The sequence below is a fragment of the Massilia sp. Masssp93 genome (assembly GCF_059491295.1).
This window is the reverse complement of sequence record NZ_CP168502.1, coordinates 1,201,973-1,219,180: the sequence shown is the minus strand read 5'-3', so window position 1 is coordinate 1,219,180 and position 17,208 is coordinate 1,201,973. Positions and strand designations below refer to the sequence as shown.

The window sequence follows — 17,208 nt, the reverse complement described above, 5'->3', positions numbered from 1 at the left end:
TGAACAATATGGAAAAAATCGTCGTTACCGGCGGCGCCGGTTTTCTCGGCAGTCATTTGTGCGACCGCCTGGTCACCAGCGGCGCGGACGTGCTTTGCGTCGATAACTTCTTTACTGGCAGCAAGACGAATATCGCACACCTGATCGGCAACCCCGCATTCGAACTGATGCGGCATGACGTCACTTTTCCGCTGTACGTCGAGGTAGACAAGATCTATAACCTGGCTTGCCCCGCCAGCCCGGTCCACTACCAGTACGATCCAGTCCAGACGACGAAAACCAGCGTGCACGGCGCCATCAATATGCTGGGTCTTGCGAAACGCGTAAAAGCGCGCATCCTGCAGGCGTCGACAAGCGAGGTGTATGGCGACCCGGAGGTCCATCCGCAGCGCGAGGATTATCTCGGCCGCGTCAATCCGATCGGGATTCGATCCTGCTACGACGAGGGGAAGCGCTGCGCGGAGACCCTGTTCTTCGACTACCAACGCCAGCACAACGTCAACATCAAGGTCATCCGTATTTTCAATACCTATGGTCCCCGCATGCATCCCAACGATGGGCGCGTGGTCAGCAATTTCATCGTCCAGGCACTACGGGGCGAGGACATCACGTTGTACGGCGATGGCGAGCAGACCCGCAGTTTCTGTTATGTGGATGACCTGATCGACGCAATGGTCGCGATGATGGAAACGAACGACCATATCACCGGTCCATTCAATGTCGGAAATCCGCAAGAGGTCTCGATGCGGGAACTCGCGGAATTGATCCTCACGCTGACCGGATCCACGTCGAAGCTGGCGTTTCGTCCCCTGCCTGCTGACGATCCACAACGGCGCCAGCCCGACATTACCGCAGCCAGTGAGATGCTGGGCTGGAAGCCTAGAGTTCGACTCGAGGATGGACTGAAAGAGACCATCGCTTACTTCAAACATACCTTGAAGTAGAAAAACGATCCTGCACACGCTTATGCTCGATATTAACGACTTTAAAGACAATCTGGTTGAATTCGAATGCCTCCGAATCCGCGATGCTCGGACCGTCTGGCTCAACGATGAGGCAACCTCCGATCTGGAAAACCTGCTGGACAAAGGCTTGTCGGAAGCCAGTTTCGCTCGCTACTTCGCCTATATGTCAAAAGCCAACAGCTGCTTTGGCGAGGGCGAACTGGACGAAAGCGACAGCCGGATCTTTTTGGCCGAGCGGTACGGCGGGCCCGGAGTGGGAGACAACGGAGGAGGTGGCCGCGCAGGCAACTACGGAAAATTCCAGCTCAAGGGCAACGGCCCCAATCCGTTGGCGGGCGGCAAGTCAGTATGGCATTCGTACGGCTCGTTGAATATCGTTGACGCCGCCTACGAGGCTATTTATTCGACGGTGTTGGGTCACGTCCTCCCGATGGGTTGCGCCAAGATCTACGGTCTCATTCGCACGTCGGATACCGGGGCTTTTCAGCTGTTTGGCTGGGGCACCGAAGAGACTGAACTGTCACCGGCTCCCGGCGCGCTCCTTGTGCGCGAGCTCGTGTTGAGGCCGGCTCACTTGATGCACGCGGAGAACTTCACGCCGCCGAAAACGTCTTCGTTGAAACGCGAACCGATGCGGATCCGCTCGGTGTATCGCCAGCTCAAGACCAAATTTGACAGCGATAACCACTTTATCCAGTTCGCCGGTCGCTTCATTCTCGCGTCGGCAAAACAGTTTGCCTTCGCCCGAGCGGCACGCATCGCACATGGCGGCCTGACGCCTTCGAACATCTGTCTGGACGGCCGTTGGCTCGACTTGACAGAGGCTCGCTTCCTCAGCGGCGGAAAGAACTTCCGCGGGCAAACGACTTTCTTTGACGAACCCCACGTTGTCATGGAGTCTGTCAGACAGTTGCTTTACGTTTACGGGAAATGCAGCGGCGCTCAGTTCAATATCGAACCTCTTGTGCGCTACTTTGACCGAGTATTCGTAAACTGCTTTGCATATTATTCCCTGTCGGTGCTGGGTCTTCCAGAGACACATCTCGAAAATATTGCCGAAAGTGACGACGGTAAAGCGTTCGCGGCAGCTTACGATGCCGTGGTTCGGAAGAGTAAAGCGCCGCTCGCGGATCTACCCGCACGACATGATCCGGACGATCCAGTCATCGCCTTCATGAGGTTGTCCTACCTCGGTTTGGCGAACAGCGAGAACACGTTGCAAAGGTTCAGCGAACTGCTGCGAACCACGCCCGACAAGGCACACGATGTTCTTGTCGCCTTTAAAGACGTGCTACGCTCGGCCGCGTTGCAACGACTCAAGTCACCAGGTCCCGACAGGGTTCGAAATTGTTACATTGCATGCGCCATCAAAGCGCTGCGCTGGGCATATCTTTCGGCCTACTTTTATCGCGGCCGGATCGCGTCGCAACTCCACACAATGGCGTACGAAAAACGTCTGGACGAACTTGGGCACTACATCCAGGATTGCGTCGACCAGTCCAAATGGATTTTCGACACCGCCTCTACTGGCCAGATCGTCATCGCGCAAACCGGAAATGTTCGAATCGCTTACGACGAGACACTGCATCGCTACACATTGGCGGGAAATTGCGACTGCACGTTCGAGCGCTACGAGGATTGCCTCAGCTTTGTCACCGCAAATTATCCGGACCTGCAGTTGAGCGGGACGTTCGACCTGGGCTTCTATCTGCAAGCTCTTGGGGAAGTCCTTACGAGCATCGAAAACATGTCTTGCACCCAAGTATAAGAACGAATCGGCCTTCATCCTCCGGCGACATGAAGCCAGAACGGCCGAAGGCATCACCAGCACACCGGCGACACCTTCGGCCCACACAAGTAGACAACTGATATGAATCTGTCTCATCCAAATCCACTTGAGTTCTCCGCTGCAATTGAAATGTTGGGCGGTATGAACATTTCCATCGATCCGCTATTGCTCGGCCGCATCCGTCATGCGGCTTACGCCGGCACGCTGACGATTCTTCGCAACGCCAAGAAAGACCCGGTCGGCTTCGTGTGCTGGGCTGGCGGCAACAAGGACAGCGTGAGAATCGCCGATCGTTTCGGCCTCTTCCCCAGTCATTTCTGGGAATTCAAGGAAGGGAAGATCGCGCTGCTCATGCTGGTGTTTTTCGCGTATCCCTCCAACCAGGAAGCCAGGAAGGCGTTCAAGGATTTTCTGCGCACCCACCGAGCGGTTTACTACGTAAAACGCGAACGAAAGCGGCTGATGCTCAGGACCTCCAGAGGTTTTAAACGGGCTAACGTTACTTAAGGCGATTTCCGATAATCGACATCCGCACGATCAAGACGGTGTACAGCCACCTCCAAGGTCAGTCTATATTCATCGGCAAGAACACCATACGCCGACTTTTCGTATGGCGGCCGGATAGATACGACCGAACCGAGGAACCCGAACAAAGCCTGTCCGGACGCGTGATAATTCACACGAAAACCGGAAATCCTTTCTCACGAATTCGCCGACCCAATATTTTTGCGACATTGCCCCAAACAGCCCGCATAAAACTTCCATTTAAAAATAATCGACATCTGTCTTGACATCAGGCAATCTCTGCCAAATAATATTATTACCATTATACAAATGATGTCAGTTGACAAACGTCTTCCCAGGCAACACGTTTCCCGGCTACATCGGAAACCTTGTCTGAATTGCGGAGGTCCACATGAGGGAAGGATGCGCAAAATTGTGAATTACACGAAGCGAATACAATTGGTTGGGCAAAATATATCCAGCCGAGCGCGCCACGGTTAATCGGGACACGCCTCGTACGACACAACGAGAATTTTGTGACCTGCTTCATCGATTCAGGTCAAAAATATTTCCGATTTGCGGCAGAGCCGTATAAAGGAAGCCTTCGAGGCGACTGACACTCGCCTTAAAATTTAATTGGAGAAAATAATGAAAGAACTTGAAATCGATCAAATCGAACTGGTATCTGGCGGCGACGTCGTTATGCCGCCCATCTATCCCACTATCTCATGGCCTACGGACCCGTATAACCCGTACCCTGGGCCTATGTACCCGAATCCTTTTGGTTGATGCCCTCGCTGTAGCATCATAGCGTCGGCCTTTGGCGACAATGCTCCGGGTTTGAAATATCGCGATCGCATCTTGCGAAACTCTACTTAATGCCCGAGAAGCCTTGGTCGATACGCACCGCCATCCTGCAAACGCGGTCTCGTTGTCGTGCAGGATGGCGCACAAAGAAATTTTTATCGTCACTGCCTGTCGTGTAGTACCAACAACCGCCTCAGGCCAAGAAAATATCCCCGATACGAACAAAGGTCCGTGGCGGGACCCTATCCTTGGATCGGCACGTCCCCGTAGCCTCGCCATTTCCGTTGCCTTCGCCATACCCGTTCCCGACCGGCCCGGCGACCCTATTCCGGTTGTACTCTATCCTATCTGGAGTTGATGCATTTTCCACATCGTCAAGGCGTTGGCTTGTCGCGGCAATGCCTTGGCCTTAGGCATTGGAACGGTCTTTCGCGAAATCGTACCTGATGCGAGGCGCGCCGGCTTCGGCGCGCTCCACCGCCTGCGAGCGAACATTTATTTGCTTGCAGGCAGTGGCCACGAACGTCAGGTCGCGTTATTTCTTATGGTTGATTGCTTTCCTTATCCTAAATACGCCCATCCGCACCTGATGCACCAGACTCAAGCATTGGGATAGTCTTTCGCGAAATCGAACTTGACGACTGACGAGTCGACCTCGACGTGCAGTCGCCGCACTGCACCGCAAGCGCTCTTTTTCGTGCATCGCGGCGGTCAACGCAGATTTCGATTCATGCCATTCTGACAACCACTGCCTGAGAAAAACTGCCGCGCGGGAGAAGACAAACTGAGGCTGGCTTGCGCACCAATTTTCCGCGCACAGTGGACTTCCCGACATCGCCGGTTTTCGCTCGTTATCCGCCCACCCTTGGTGCCCTGCCGACCCCTCGGCCCGGCACCTTGTGCGTAAAAGAATGCTGGGCTCGCCACATCGTGACAATGTGCGTGTTTATCTGGTCATTTTGCTTGTTATCCTCTGCGAATCGTCTTTTTTCTACTTGGAAATTTTAATGTCACGTCTCTTCCGCACTGCACTGCTCACGGCCGCTATCCTGACAACCATTCCGCCGGCAAGCGCCATCGACCTGAACGCACCCATCCCGGTCGGCCCCCAGGTCAAGGTCGGAAAGCTGCCGAACGGCTTGACGTACTACATCCAGCGCAACGGTAAGCCTGAGCACAAGCTCGAACTGCGCCTCGTGGTGAAAGCGGGTTCGGTGCTCGAAGAAGACGACCAGCAGGGCCTCGCGCACATGCTCGAACACCTGGCGTTCAACGGTTCGACCCACTTCAAGCAGCAGGATCTGGTCTCGTACCTGCAATCGATCGGCCTGAAAGTTGGTGCCGACCTCAACGCCTATACCGGCCCGGACGAGACGGTTTATATGCTGCCCGTCCCCACTGACCGCAAGGAAAACGTCGACACGGCGTTCACGATGCTCGAGGACTGGGCCCATGGCATATTGTTGAGTCCCGAAGCCGTCGACAAGGAGCGCGCCATCATCCTCGAGGAAGCGCGCAGTCACAAGGGCGTCGTGCAACGCGTGCAACTGGCGCTGCTGCCGAAGGCATACAACAATTCGCGCTACGCGTCGCGAATCCCGATCGGCAAGGAAGACGTGATCCGCACGGCGAGCCCGGACACCGTACGCCGTTTCTACCACGACTGGTACCGTCCCGATCTGATGGCTGTGATCGTGGTCGGCGACATCGATCCGGGCAACGCCGAGCGCCAGATCAAAATGCACTTCCTGGGACTGCAGAATCCGGCCGGCGAGCGGCCGCGCAATTATTCGGACATCCCGGCACGCAAGGGTACCGACGCCTTCGTGTTCGCCGATGCCGAAATGCCCGTGAACAGGGTCGGCCTGAACTTTTCGCCGCGCCTCGAGCCGAATCTCGGCACCTATGGGAGCTACCGCGACAAGACGATTGAAAACCTGTACACGCTCATGTTGAATCTGCACCTGGCGGAACTGGCGCAGCAACCCAATCCGCCGTTCATGTTCGGGAACGGCGGCAACGATCCGCTCACCGCGCGCTACAAGGCATTCGAGCTGGGCGCGGTGCTCGGCGCGGGCGGTCAAGCGCCGGCGCTCGCGGCGCTGCAGCAGGAACTGCAGCGCGTGCGCCAGTATGGCTTCACGATGCCCGAACTGGAGCGCGCACGGAAGGACATCCTGACCGGGTTGGAACACGGTTACAACGAACGCAATACGACCGACTCGGCCGCTTATGCGGCCGAATACCAGCGCAACTTTCTGGCCAACGAAAGCATCCCGGGCGTCGAAGCGGAATACCGTCTGGCCCAGGCGCTGCTGCCGACGATCAGCCTGGAAGACGTCAACGCCGCGGCCCGCAAGGCCTTCGCGGCGGACGCAGGCAAGCTGGTGACATTCATCGGCGGGACCAAGGCGGCGCCGGCGCCGACCGAGCAGGAGCTGGTGGCCGAGGTGACGAAAGGTGAGCAGGCACAAGTCGCGAAACGAGAAGAAAAAGCACTGCCGACGCACCTGATGGAGCGCCCGGCCAAGCCCGGTACCATCGTCGCCGAAAGCCTGGACAAGAAGCTGGGACTGACCCGGCTGACGCTGTCGAACGGCGTCAAGGTGATCCTGAAACCGAGCGACTTCCGCAAGGACCAGGTGTTGCTTGGCGCCAAGCGCTACGGCGGCCAGACGCAGTTCGACGCCCAAGACATGCCGAATGCGCGCCTGGCGAGCTCGCTGGCCACTGCGATGGGCGTGCGCGACTACAACCAGCTCGACATGCAGAAGATCCTCAACGGGCGCAACGCCGCCGCCGGCGTCAACCTCGGCACCTACACGGACGAGATCAACGGCCAATCGGGCAGCAGCCGGGAAGACCTGGAGGCGATGTTCCAGATGCTGTGGCTACGCTTCGACGGCGTGCGCCGCGACGAGAACGTGTACAACGCGATCAGGAACAGCGTGACGGAACTGGTGCGCAACCGTACCGTCTCGCCCGAGGCGCGTTTTGGCGACGCGATTGTCGACGCGATCTATGGCGGCCATCCATATGAGCCGCGCTCGTTCGTTCCGGCCGACGTCGCCAAGATCAATCTCGACCGCAGCATCGCGCTGTACCGCCAGCGCTTCGCCAGTGCCAAGGGCCTGACGTTCGTCCTGGTCGGGGACTTCGACGTAGCGGCGATCAAGCCCCTGGTCGCGGCCTACCTCGGCACGCTGCCCACGCCGGACCTGCCGCTGAACTTCCGCGACGTGGGACTGCGGGAATCGAGGGGTGTTATCAAGAAGGAAGTGCTGGCGGGAACCGAGCCGAAGAGCGTCCTGTCGTTGACGTTCTCCGGGCCCGCCAAGTGGTCGCCGGCCGAGTCGCTGCGCATGAGTGCGCTGACCGAGGTGATGAACCTGCGGGTGTTTTCCGTGCTCCGCGAGAAAGATGGCCTGATCTACGGCGGTCAGGCTCGCGGCACCGTCGAGCGTATTCCTTACGAGCACTACCAAATTGGCATGCAGATGCCGACCGGCCCGGACAAGCTAGAAAAGCTGGTTGCGGCAGTATTCGGCGAGATCGACGACCTCAAGGCGCACGGTCCGACGGAGGCTGAACTCGACAAGGTCAAGGCCAACTGGCGCCAAGGTTACCGCCAATGGCAGCGTGAAAACAATTACTGGCTCGACCACCTGCAGTCGTCCTTGCTGGACGGCACCGATCCGGCACGCCTGCTGACGATTACGGATGAGATCGAGAAGCTCTCGGTAGCCGACGTGCAGCGCGCCGCGCAACGCTACTTGGATAAGAAAAACTACATTGAAGTGGTGCTGAATCCCACTGGCTCGGCTGACGCGAAAAGCGCTTCTATCCACTGATCTGAAAACAGCCGGCTTCCTTTGATAGGAGCCGGCTTCTCACTGTCAAAAGATCAGCGTGGTGCTCAGGACTTTTGTCGAGTAATCACCGATGGAATAATAACGCTGAATTACCAAAATTCGCAAAAGCTAGGCGAACGTAATCCTAGAATTGGATGGGCGAGCAAAAGGAAGAATATGTAACAGCTTGCGGACCGCGCAAACAAATCAAGCTAAGCCTTTTCGATACGTCTGTCGTCCTCGTCGCTCGCAAAGCAGGTACGCTTCTGCAAGGATTCCTGCATGCCTTTCAAGTTGGTGACGATAATACGTTGATTGGAGCTGTGGGTATCCTCTCCGTGTCGAGCAACGAAGTGGTACTTGCGATCCCGATTGGGCACCGTGTAATCGAGTTTGCAATCACGCGCTTTTGATACCTGACGAAATTGGGACGGTCCGATTGCGGCAGCATTCGCTCACGATGGGCCAAAAGGATGGTTGCGACGTCATGGAATCGCTGGTCATTGTGGGCGGACTATCCAACAAGCATCGGTGGCACTTTGACGCAGCATAAATCGCCGGGCCAACTCATGGCCGGCACAGAAGTGCCAAGGTGAGAATCCGATCAACGCAGTTGCTTCGGCTTCCAAATCTCATATCCTTTCCGCATTGCCTCGATTGCACCAGCAAAAGCAGGCACAATTCAGAAGAAAGAGTCTGACAAATACCACAAGGTGACGGGACACAATATGGCTAATAGGAAACTGGTTGCAGATGTTATATTCAACTGAGCAGCATCGGACTGGCGCGCGCGACGCTGCACCTGAATTGGAAAGCTGCCGCACACAATTTGCGGCGACCTTGCTACCTGAAGAAGGGGCGAGTCGAGGCGTTTTGACGCCAGAAATCCGTCCGCGACTCCAAAAGCGGCAGCGCGCGGCGGAAAATCGAGCGTGGCCAAGCTCATTTTTCGCGCGACTCGACAGATTTCGCTTGTCTTTTTAGCTACTTCTAACAACAGCAGTGGGTATTCGAGCCCCCCCTACTCAACAGACTTGGATATTCAAGTTGATCTCGTCTGTGCTTTTGTTGATCAACCCAACAGCCCGAGGACCCCAACAATCGCAAGAAGACCGGCTGAAACAGTAAGTATACGCTCGACCATTGTGTTATGCGAAAGTCGCGCCAACGACAGCAAGGCTAGAATGCACACAAGAAATATTGACGTCTTCATAATTTTATTTTTCATACTCTTCTTCGTGAGAGGGGTCGTAATTATAACAGCCCCTCCCAAAATTACCCGTCTAATCAGAGCTTAGGCGAAATAGCTAAGTAAGGGAGCACATACCAAACCGCCAACCACGCCGCCGGCCATACCTCCACCCTGAAAGCCCGCCCATGCGCCCGCTCCACTAAAAGTGCCGGCCGATGCAGCAGCGCCGCCAAGTCCTCCAGCAATCGCGCCAACGAGCCCACCATACAACGTGAAGCCGGCAACACATTGCGTTTCGGTGATCTCAGCACCACTTACACACTCAATTTCGTCAAGCGTCAATGCATACATATAACTACTCCAAGAGAAAATTTCTGAAAATATGAACACCATCGACCCCTAGCGGGCGAAAAACGTGATGGCAAGAAAATATAACATTTGGAAATTACTAATGCAATACAAACATCTCATCCGTATCGATTGAAACCAATCCATGCAATGATGGTTTCCGCGCATCTTAATGTGATAATTTGTGAGGTTTACTGCTATTTCAAAAAGTAGACTCATGTTGAAGGACCAGCCACTCATGCATGCCCCCATTCGAGCCGAAGCCAGCTGCCCGCAACGCGCAGCTGTGATGCCAATCAAGAAGAAAATGGAACAGGGTTCCAATGTCTACTGACGGCCGTCCAAGTTGGGACACAGCATAAGTAGCCCTCGAAACATACCACGATCCGCATTCCAGCCTAAATTTCCGTATTACGACCTAGTCAATGTGGCGCGTGAATTTTATACATATTTGCGAGCGACATTTATATCGAATTATCAAACCAGTGCGTTTTACCGAAGCAAATGCCGCGGGAAAATAAAATGATTGACTTAAAAGCTTCCGGTAGATAACCTATACGGCTCATTAGGGCCACCTCCTCCATCAAAACCGCAGATGCTCCCCGCCGGGATCGGCCACCAGCAATTAGTACAAAGAAAGCAGTGAAGACAGCTCCATGAGCACAAGACAGTTGTATCGTACCGAGGCATTGAACGCCCGTCAGGTCAAATGGCTCGGTGAAATCGTCCTGATCCGGCCGGTTTCGTTTTCGATCCTGTGCGCCCTCGCCGGCGGTCTGGCTGCGGCGGTCCTGATCTTTCTGTTTTCCGGCACCTACACCAAACGGACAACCGTTTCGGGACAACTCGTGCCGGATCTCGGCCTCGTGAAGGTCTACGTGCCACAGTACGGCATCGTCGTGAAGAAAAACGTCGTCGAAGGCCAGGCGGTCAAGCGCGGTGACGTGTTATATGTCCTGTCGAGCGAGCGATACAGCGACACCCAGGGCAGCGTGCAGGCGACCATCAGCCGGCAGGTCAATGCACGCCGGACGTCGTTGCAGAACGCGCTGGACAAGACGCGCAGGCTGAACGACGAAGAACGCGTGGCCCTTCTGAATCGCATTGCCGGCCTGGAATCCGAATTGGCGAAAATCGACAGCCAGGTCGAAGGCCAGGCCGGGCGTGTCAAGCTGGCCGAGGACGCCGTGGTGCGCATGCGCGACCTGGCGGCCCAGCACTTCATTTCGAAAGAACAACTGCAACAACGCCAGGCGGACCTGCTCGACCAGCGTGCGCGCATGCAATCGCTGGAGCGCGACCGCATCAGCGTCGGCCGTGACCTGACGAGCCAGAAGAACGACCTGACGGCCATGCCGCTGCGCCATCAAAACGTGCTGGCGCAGATCGAGCGCGACATCACGAGCCTCGGGCAAGAACTGACCGAAAGCGAAGCCAAGCGCCGCCTGGAGATCACGGCCCCGGAAAGCGGTATTGCAACGGCGGTCACGGCCGACGTCGGGCAGATGGCAGATGGCGGAAAGCCCCTTTTGAGTATCGTCCCGGCGGGCGCGAAAATGCAGGCGTATCTGTACGCCCCGAGCCGTGCCATCGGTTTCGTCAAGCCCGGCGACAAGGTGTTGATGCGCTACCAGGCTTATCCCTATCAGAAATTCGGACAGGCTCAGGGCACGGTTACATTCGTCGCCAAGGTCGCGTTGTCCGGTAACGAGCTGACAGGCCTGGCACAACAGGCGAATGGCGGCGAGCCGCTGTACCGGATTACTGTCGACCTGTCGGCACAAACCGTCAAGGCGTACGGGCGCCAACAAGCGCTACAGGCCGGCATGCTGCTCGAGGCTGACATCCTGCAGGAAAAGCGCCGGCTTTACGAATGGGTGCTCGAACCCTTGTACACCCTCAGCGGCAAACTCTGACATCCAATATGCGGTTCCTCAGCGATATCGAATTCGGCTTCGGTCCCAGACTGCCCACGATCCTGCAAACCGAGGCGACCGAATGCGGTCTCGCCTGTCTCGGCATGGTCGCCGGCTATCACGGCCACCGCGTCGACCTTGCGACCCTGCGCCAGCAGTTCGCGATTTCGCTCAAGGGTGCCACGCTGGCGCATCTGATCAAGATCGCCGGACGCCTTCACATGGAATCGCGTCCGCTCAAGCTGGATTGCGAGGATCTGGACAAACTGAAGCTGCCCTGCATCCTGCACTGGAACTTCAATCACTTCGTGGTGTTGAAGAAGGTCGGGACCAGCAGCGTAACGATCCACGACCCCGCCGCCGGTGTGCGCGAGATATCGATGAAGGCGCTTTCCGAGTCGTTCACCGGGGTGGCGCTCGAATTGTGGCCGAGCTCGGAATTCAAGCCGCAGGAACAACGCCAGCCGATCAAATTACGCGGCCTGATGGGGCGTGTCACGGGCCTGTCGCGCTCGTTTATCCAGATCCTGATCCTCGCCCTGGCGCTCGAAGTATTCGCACTGGTGAGTCCATTCTTCATGCAGTGGGTCATCGACAACGTCATCGTGTCGGGCGACCGCGACCTCTTGACGACGCTGGTCCTCGGTTTCGGCCTGCTGATGCTGATGCAGCAAGGCGTCGGCGCGATCCGCTCGTGGGTCATCATGTACATGGCAACCACGCTGAACATCCAGTGGCGCGCCAATGTGTTCACACATTTGATCCGCCTGCCGGTCGAATATTTCGAGAAGCGCCACCTGGGCGACATCGTCTCCCGTTTTGGCGCCGTCGACCAGATCCAGCATACGCTGACCACCTCGTTCCTGGCGGCGATTCTCGACGGCCTGATGTCGCTGGTAACGCTGGTGATGATGTTCATCTACAGCCCGACGCTGGGCTGTATCGCCGCCGGCACGATGACGCTGTATGGAATGGCGCGCGTGGCATGGTATCGGCCATTGCGCGATGCGACCGAGGAACAGATCGTCCACGCGGCCAAGCAGCAGAGCCATTTCCTGGAAACGGTACGCGGCGTCAAGGCCATCAAGCTGTTCCAGCGCCAGGACGAGCGGCGCGCCAACTGGCTGACACTGCTGGTGGACCAGGTCAACGCCGATCTCCGCTCGCAGAAGCTGCAATTGCTTTACCAGACGCTGAACGGCCTGCTGTTCGGCATCGAGAACCTGTTGATCATCTGGCTGGGCGCCAAAATGGTGCTCGATGGCGATTTCAGCGTTGGCGTGCTGATAGCGTTCAATGCCTACAAGGGTCAGTTCGATGGCCGCGTCGGGTCGCTGATCGACAAGTATTTCGAAGTCAAGATGCTGCAGTTGCAGGGCGAGCGTCTGGCCGATATCGTGCACACGGAGCCCGAATCCCTGGAAGGCGCGCATGCGCTCCTCGACGAGCCCGCCCTCGAGCCGACCATCGAGGTGAGCAACCTGCGCTTCCGCTACGGCGAACAGGAGCCGTATGTGCTGGATGGCGTCAATTTTCGCATCGCGTCCGGCGAATCGGTGGCGATTATCGGTGCGTCCGGCTGCGGCAAGAGCACGCTGATGAACGTCTTGCTGGGCATACTGCCGGCCACAGAAGGCGAGGTGAAGGTCGGAGGCGTCAAGCTCCAGCAGATCGGCATCGATACGCTGCGCCGGATGGTGGGCACCGTTTTGCAGGACGACGTACTGTTCGCCGGATCGATCGCGGACAACATCAGTTTCTTCGACCCCAATGCGGACCAGGCCTGGATCGAGGAATGCGCACGACTGGCGGCGATCGCGCATGAGATCAACGCGATGCCCATGCGCTTCAACACCCTGGTCGGCGACATGGGTACCGTGCTGTCGGGCGGCCAGAAGCAGAGGGTCCTGCTGGCGCGCGCCCTGTACAAGCGGCCTGGCATCCTGTTCCTCGACGAAGCGACGAGCCATCTGGATATTGCAAAGGAACATGAAGTGAATGCCGCCGTCCGCGCCCTGAACGTCACCCGCATCATCATCGCGCATCGCCCGGAAACGATCGCGTCGGCCAACCGTGTGATCGTGCTCGATGCCGGTCGCGTCGTCCAGGACATGTCCACTGCTGCCCTGTCCGAGCAAGCCCAACAGCAAGCAGCCTGCGCATGACTGCAGCGGCTTCTTGCCGCAGCAAGCCGTCAAGGAAATCGCTATAGGGCGTTCCCTCTGCCGCCTTCTGCGCTGCCGCACCGTAGCCTTGCGCGACGAAGGCCAGGCGCAGCTCTTCGCACAAGATGGCGATGTTTCCGTTGCAGGTTCATGCCACCGCTCCCTGCACACATTGCGCCAGCAATTGGTCGTACACGGCGAACGGATGCTGCAGTGGTGCCGTGGCCCCGTCTGCGTCAGGCGGCTGGGAAGAGACACAGAGAACGAGCGGCGCAGGTAACCGTTGAAGCGCTCCACCTTGCCCTTCGTCCTGGCGCGGAAAGGCTGGCACAGCTTGATCACGAAGCCGCAGTGCTTGGCGAAGCCCAAGAAGCCACCGTGGTAGCGGTGCTGGCCTTCGCCATACACGTCGCGCTCGAGCACCATCGTCTTCATGTTCTGGCGGCTTCCCTGCCCGCAAAGGCGATGGTGAACCCGGCGCCAAGACGATCTGGCGTGGACTCGACAAAGTCCAGACCGCTGCTCAGACACTGCGTGCCCTGCGCGTAGAAGTGGATTGACGAGGCATGTATAAAGTTATGCGGTAGAACTATTCGTCAAACGCAGTTACGAAAATCACCAATCAAGTTTTGACGCAGCAGATGAACTCGAACCTTCGAGGTCACCCATCCGCGTAATATTCAAAGCGTGATAATTGGATAGCATTCCGAGGAAAATTGACATCGAAATATATCGAACGCAATTCTTTTGAAACTAACAAAACCAGTTGCCACAATGCCACACAAGCGCGCTATACTTCACAGAAAGGCCGATTCTCGCCACCGACTACATGTAGCCGCACGAAAGCATCTGTTCATCGTAGGCATTGCGACGGACTGACTTTGGAATAAATGCTCGACAACAAAATGGAAGAACTGTGAAAAGTATTGTTATATTAATCGATTATTTCGGATGTTGGCCCAAATGGTTTCCCGTGTTTCTGGCCAGTTGCGCATTCAATAAGACAGTTAACTGGATTATCAGAACAGACTGCGAAATTCCGGAAGATTCGCCGAAAAATGTTACTTTTATTTCCATGCCATATGATGATTATGTGGCCATGGTGTCCCAGCGACTACGTATTAATTTTAATCCGGTAGGGAATTACAAAATCTGTGATCTGAAGCCCATGTTCGGAGATATGTATAACGACGACATAGCGGATTTTGATTACTATGGCTTCGGAGATCTGGACGTTATCTATGGGGACATTCGGAGATTTTATACCGACGAAGTTCTTTCTTTTGACACCATCAGCACGCACGTTGGAATGATTTCGGGACATCTGGTGCTATTCAGGAATACCGAATCGATGCGCAAGGCATATTCCAAGATTTTAAACTGGCAAGAATACGCGGAAAATCCGGAATCCACACGCTTTGATGAAGATGTTTTTTCCAAACTATTTTTCCGACAACAGCACCCGAATGGGATCGCTCCCATCTATTGCGAAAATGTGTATTGCAAAGAACAATACTCGACCGTTTTTCATCCGATGCCCTGGCATGACGGAATGCCTGATCATCCAAATGTATGGTTTTGGAAGAATGGAGTTGTCACGAATAACAGGAACATTGGACGCCAATACCTCTATTTGCATCTGATGAACTTTCAATCGATGCGATGGACTAATTCTGCGTGTCGAGAACATAATGTTCCCTGGAAGGACAACCCGGAAATGTTGCACATTTCTGCTGGAGAGGAACGCGACGGCGTAAGAATAGGCTGGGCAGGTATTCAAAGTCTGGCCAATGACCTCGATGTTTAGCCACAGCGTGAGGTGTACTGTCAATAGTGGACACGTCCGTTTCAAGCGGCCAGCTTTTGTCTACTGAATTCTTCGGCAAACGACGCTGGCGATAGGTACCCGAGACGCGAATGACGCCGCTGGCGGTTATAGAAGATCTCGATGTATTCCATGATCGCGGACTCCGCGTCAGCACGCGTCGCGTACCTCTGGTGATGAATCAATTCGTTCTTCAGGCTGCCCCAGAAGCTCTCCATGGGCGCGTTGTCGTAGCAGTTCCCCTTGCGCGACATCGAGGCCGTCATGCCGAACTGTGTGACCAGTTCGCGGTAGTCGTCAGCGCAATATTGGCTGCCGCGGTCCGAATGAAGAATCAGGCCCGGCGCCGGCCGCTTATTGCGTACTGCCCGCCAGAGCGCCTGCGCCGTCAACTCCTGGGTCATCCGTGCACCCAGCGCGTAACCCACCATCTCGCACGTGAAAACGTCCTTGATGCCTGCCAGGTAGAGCCAGCCTTCGTCGGTGGCGATATACGTTATGTCGCTCACCCAGGCGTCGTTCGGCCGCGTCGGCGCGAAGGCCTGCTCCAGCAGGTTCGGCGCTACCGGATAAGCGTGTTTCGAGTTCGTCGTCGCCTTGAACCCGCGTTTTTGTTTGCAGCGCAGGCCAAGCTCCCGTCGCAATCGCACGATCCGGTCTCGCCCGGTATCAAACCCTTGCGCGACCAGTTCCGGCTGCAGGCGCAGCGGTCCATAGGGTTCGCGCGTTTGAACATGGGCAGCCTTGATGGCGATCTTCAGTCGTTCGTCGTCTTGGGCACGTTGCGACGGCGGGCGCTCCAGCGCCGCATAAAAGCCGCTGCGCGACACTTCGAACACGCGGCACAGCAGGCCACGTGGATAGTCGAGCCGCACCGTCTTCATGAACGCGTACAGGGCAGCGACTCCCTCGCAAAGTACGCGGTGGCCTTTTTTAGCACTTCCTTTTCCATCCGCTCCACGGCCAATTCCTTGCGCAGCCTGGCCAGTTCGTTCTCTAGCTCCGCAACGCTGCGGCTGCCCGGCGCCGCCATCGGGTCCGTGCTGCGCTTTGCCGCGCTCACCCAGTTCGCCAGCGTCCCTTTCGGTATGCCGATCCGCTGGGCCGCTTCTTCCTGCGACAACCCTTGCGCCAGCACCAGTTTTACCGCCTCGGCCCTGAACTCCGGCGTGTATGTCTTCAATTTCATGTGTCTGCTCCTTCCGACAAGTTTATCAATCGGAAGTGTCCAAAAAATTCAGGGTACCTCAGACTGCAGCGACATTGATCGCCGTAGCTGGTGACAATCCTGAACGTTTGCGCAGCGAAGCAGCCCTAGCTGCGCTATGCGGGGTGAATCCGCTGCCCGCCTCCTCAGGCAAGACGATACGACATAGATTGAATCGCGGTGGCGATCGGCAAGGGAATAACGCATTGTGGACAATCGCGATGGTCAGGATGAGAAGTGAGCCGCGGACGCGTGCTTATGTCGAACGGCGAACAACTGAAGGTATGTCCAACAAGGAAATTCATCGCTGCCTGAAGCGATATCTCATCAGGGAGCTTTACCCGGTCATATTGAACGATCTGCAAGTGGCTACGTTGGCCGCTTGACATAGGAGCGTCAACGCCCCGACGGAGAGCTGGTTTAACAGCTTCAAAAATGAGCGTGTCCATGGCGTGAAGTACAAAACCCTGGAGGAAATGAAAGCGGCCAGCTTCGAATACATTGAAGTCTTTTATAATCGCAAACGCCAGCATTCCACGCTGGGTTTCCGCTCGCCGGTCGAATTTCTTGAGCGCTGGCAGGCGTCCCAGAAACTGAATCAGCAGGCCGCATAAAACTGGGCCGTTGGAAGACGGAAAA

At 56.4% G+C, this 17,208-nt stretch carries 10 protein-coding genes and 4 pseudogenes; 11 read left to right on the top strand and 3 right to left on the bottom strand.

What is annotated here, in order from left to right:
• Positions 1-8: 8 nt before the first annotated feature.
• The 5 genes from ACEN9Q_RS05260 to ACEN9Q_RS05240 all read left to right on the top strand — a co-directional run bounded on the left by ACEN9Q_RS05260 (position 9) and on the right by ACEN9Q_RS05240 (position 8,329).
• Positions 9-944 (top strand): UDP-glucuronic acid decarboxylase family protein, encoded by a 936-nt coding sequence (locus ACEN9Q_RS05260; protein ID WP_495627600.1) that lies wholly within the window; start codon positions 9-11, stop codon positions 942-944.
• Between the two features lie 22 nt (positions 945-966).
• Complete coding sequence (locus tag ACEN9Q_RS05255) at positions 967-2,733, top strand: hypothetical protein (RefSeq protein ID WP_495627599.1); 1,767 nt, start codon at positions 967-969, stop codon at positions 2,731-2,733.
• 102 nt (positions 2,734-2,835) lie between these two features.
• Positions 2,836-3,261, top strand: coding sequence for a hypothetical protein (locus ACEN9Q_RS05250; RefSeq protein WP_495627598.1), 426 nt, complete (start codon positions 2,836-2,838; stop codon positions 3,259-3,261).
• 1,715 nt (positions 3,262-4,976) lie between these two features.
• A complete protein-coding gene (locus ACEN9Q_RS05245; RefSeq protein WP_495627597.1) occupies positions 4,977-7,916 on the top strand; it encodes a M16 family metallopeptidase in 2,940 nt (979 codons plus the stop codon).
• Between the two features lie 155 nt (positions 7,917-8,071).
• Positions 8,072-8,329, top strand: coding sequence for a hypothetical protein (locus tag ACEN9Q_RS05240; protein WP_495627596.1), 258 nt, complete (start codon positions 8,072-8,074; stop codon positions 8,327-8,329).
• An 881-nt stretch (positions 8,330-9,210) separates the two neighbouring features.
• Here the strand turns inward: ACEN9Q_RS05240 and ACEN9Q_RS05235 are convergent.
• Positions 9,211-9,501, bottom strand: a complete 291-nt coding sequence (locus ACEN9Q_RS05235; protein WP_495627595.1) for a hypothetical protein — start codon at positions 9,499-9,501, stop codon at positions 9,211-9,213.
• Between the two features lie 611 nt (positions 9,502-10,112).
• On the opposite strand from ACEN9Q_RS05235, the gene ACEN9Q_RS05230 reads away from it, so the two are divergent.
• On the top strand, positions 10,113-11,372 hold the full coding sequence (locus tag ACEN9Q_RS05230) for an HlyD family secretion protein (RefSeq protein WP_495627594.1): 1,260 nt from the start codon (positions 10,113-10,115) through the stop codon (positions 11,370-11,372).
• Positions 11,373-11,380: 8 nt separating this feature from the next.
• Complete coding sequence (locus tag ACEN9Q_RS05225; protein WP_495628917.1) at positions 11,381-13,537, top strand: peptidase domain-containing ABC transporter; 2,157 nt, start codon at positions 11,381-11,383, stop codon at positions 13,535-13,537.
• Positions 13,538-13,762: 225 nt separating this feature from the next.
• Here ACEN9Q_RS05225 and ACEN9Q_RS05220 read toward each other — a convergent pair.
• Positions 13,763-13,975, bottom strand: a pseudogene (locus tag ACEN9Q_RS05220) (IS21 family transposase); the annotation flags it as partial.
• 44 nt (positions 13,976-14,019) lie between these two features.
• On the opposite strand from ACEN9Q_RS05220, the pseudogene ACEN9Q_RS05215 reads away from it, so the two are divergent.
• Positions 14,020-14,097, top strand: a pseudogene (locus ACEN9Q_RS05215) (hypothetical protein); the annotation flags it as partial.
• A 356-nt stretch (positions 14,098-14,453) separates the two neighbouring features.
• On the top strand, positions 14,454-15,344 hold the full coding sequence (locus ACEN9Q_RS05210) for a DUF6625 family protein (protein WP_495627593.1): 891 nt from the start codon (positions 14,454-14,456) through the stop codon (positions 15,342-15,344).
• Positions 15,345-15,385: 41 nt separating this feature from the next.
• Here ACEN9Q_RS05210 and ACEN9Q_RS05205 read toward each other — a convergent pair.
• Positions 15,386-16,551 (bottom strand): IS3 family transposase gene (locus ACEN9Q_RS05205; protein WP_495627592.1). Its coding sequence is split into 2 segments (ribosomal slippage): positions 15,386-16,299 and positions 16,299-16,551, totalling 1,167 coding nucleotides; the frame shifts between segments, so codons are not numbered across the junction.
• Positions 16,552-16,616: 65 nt separating this feature from the next.
• Here ACEN9Q_RS05205 and ACEN9Q_RS05200 point away from each other — a divergent pair.
• A pseudogene (locus ACEN9Q_RS05200) lies at positions 16,617-16,955 on the top strand (transposase); the annotation flags it as partial.
• Between the two features lie 12 nt (positions 16,956-16,967).
• Positions 16,968-17,183: pseudogene (locus ACEN9Q_RS05195) on the top strand (IS3 family transposase); the annotation flags it as partial.
• Positions 17,184-17,208: the final 25 nt, after the last annotated feature.

What these genes read in the sequence shown, in the direction of transcription:
- ACEN9Q_RS05260 (WP_495627600.1), top strand. Translation starts at nt 9, where the DNA reads ATGGAAAAAATCGTCGTTACCGGCGGCGCCGGTTTTCTCGGCAGTCAT.
- ACEN9Q_RS05255 (WP_495627599.1), top strand. Translation starts at nt 967, where the DNA reads ATGCTCGATATTAACGACTTTAAAGACAATCTGGTTGAATTCGAATGC.
- ACEN9Q_RS05250 (WP_495627598.1), top strand. Translation starts at nt 2,836, where the DNA reads ATGAATCTGTCTCATCCAAATCCACTTGAGTTCTCCGCTGCAATTGAA.
- ACEN9Q_RS05245 (WP_495627597.1), top strand. Translation starts at nt 4,977, where the DNA reads ATGCTGGGCTCGCCACATCGTGACAATGTGCGTGTTTATCTGGTCATT.
- ACEN9Q_RS05240 (WP_495627596.1), top strand. Translation starts at nt 8,072, where the DNA reads ATGGGCGAGCAAAAGGAAGAATATGTAACAGCTTGCGGACCGCGCAAA.
- ACEN9Q_RS05235 (WP_495627595.1), bottom strand. Translation starts at nt 9,501, where the DNA reads ATGGTGTTCATATTTTCAGAAATTTTCTCTTGGAGTAGTTATATGTAT.
- ACEN9Q_RS05230 (WP_495627594.1), top strand. Translation starts at nt 10,113, where the DNA reads ATGAGCACAAGACAGTTGTATCGTACCGAGGCATTGAACGCCCGTCAG.
- ACEN9Q_RS05225 (WP_495628917.1), top strand. Translation starts at nt 11,381, where the DNA reads ATGCGGTTCCTCAGCGATATCGAATTCGGCTTCGGTCCCAGACTGCCC.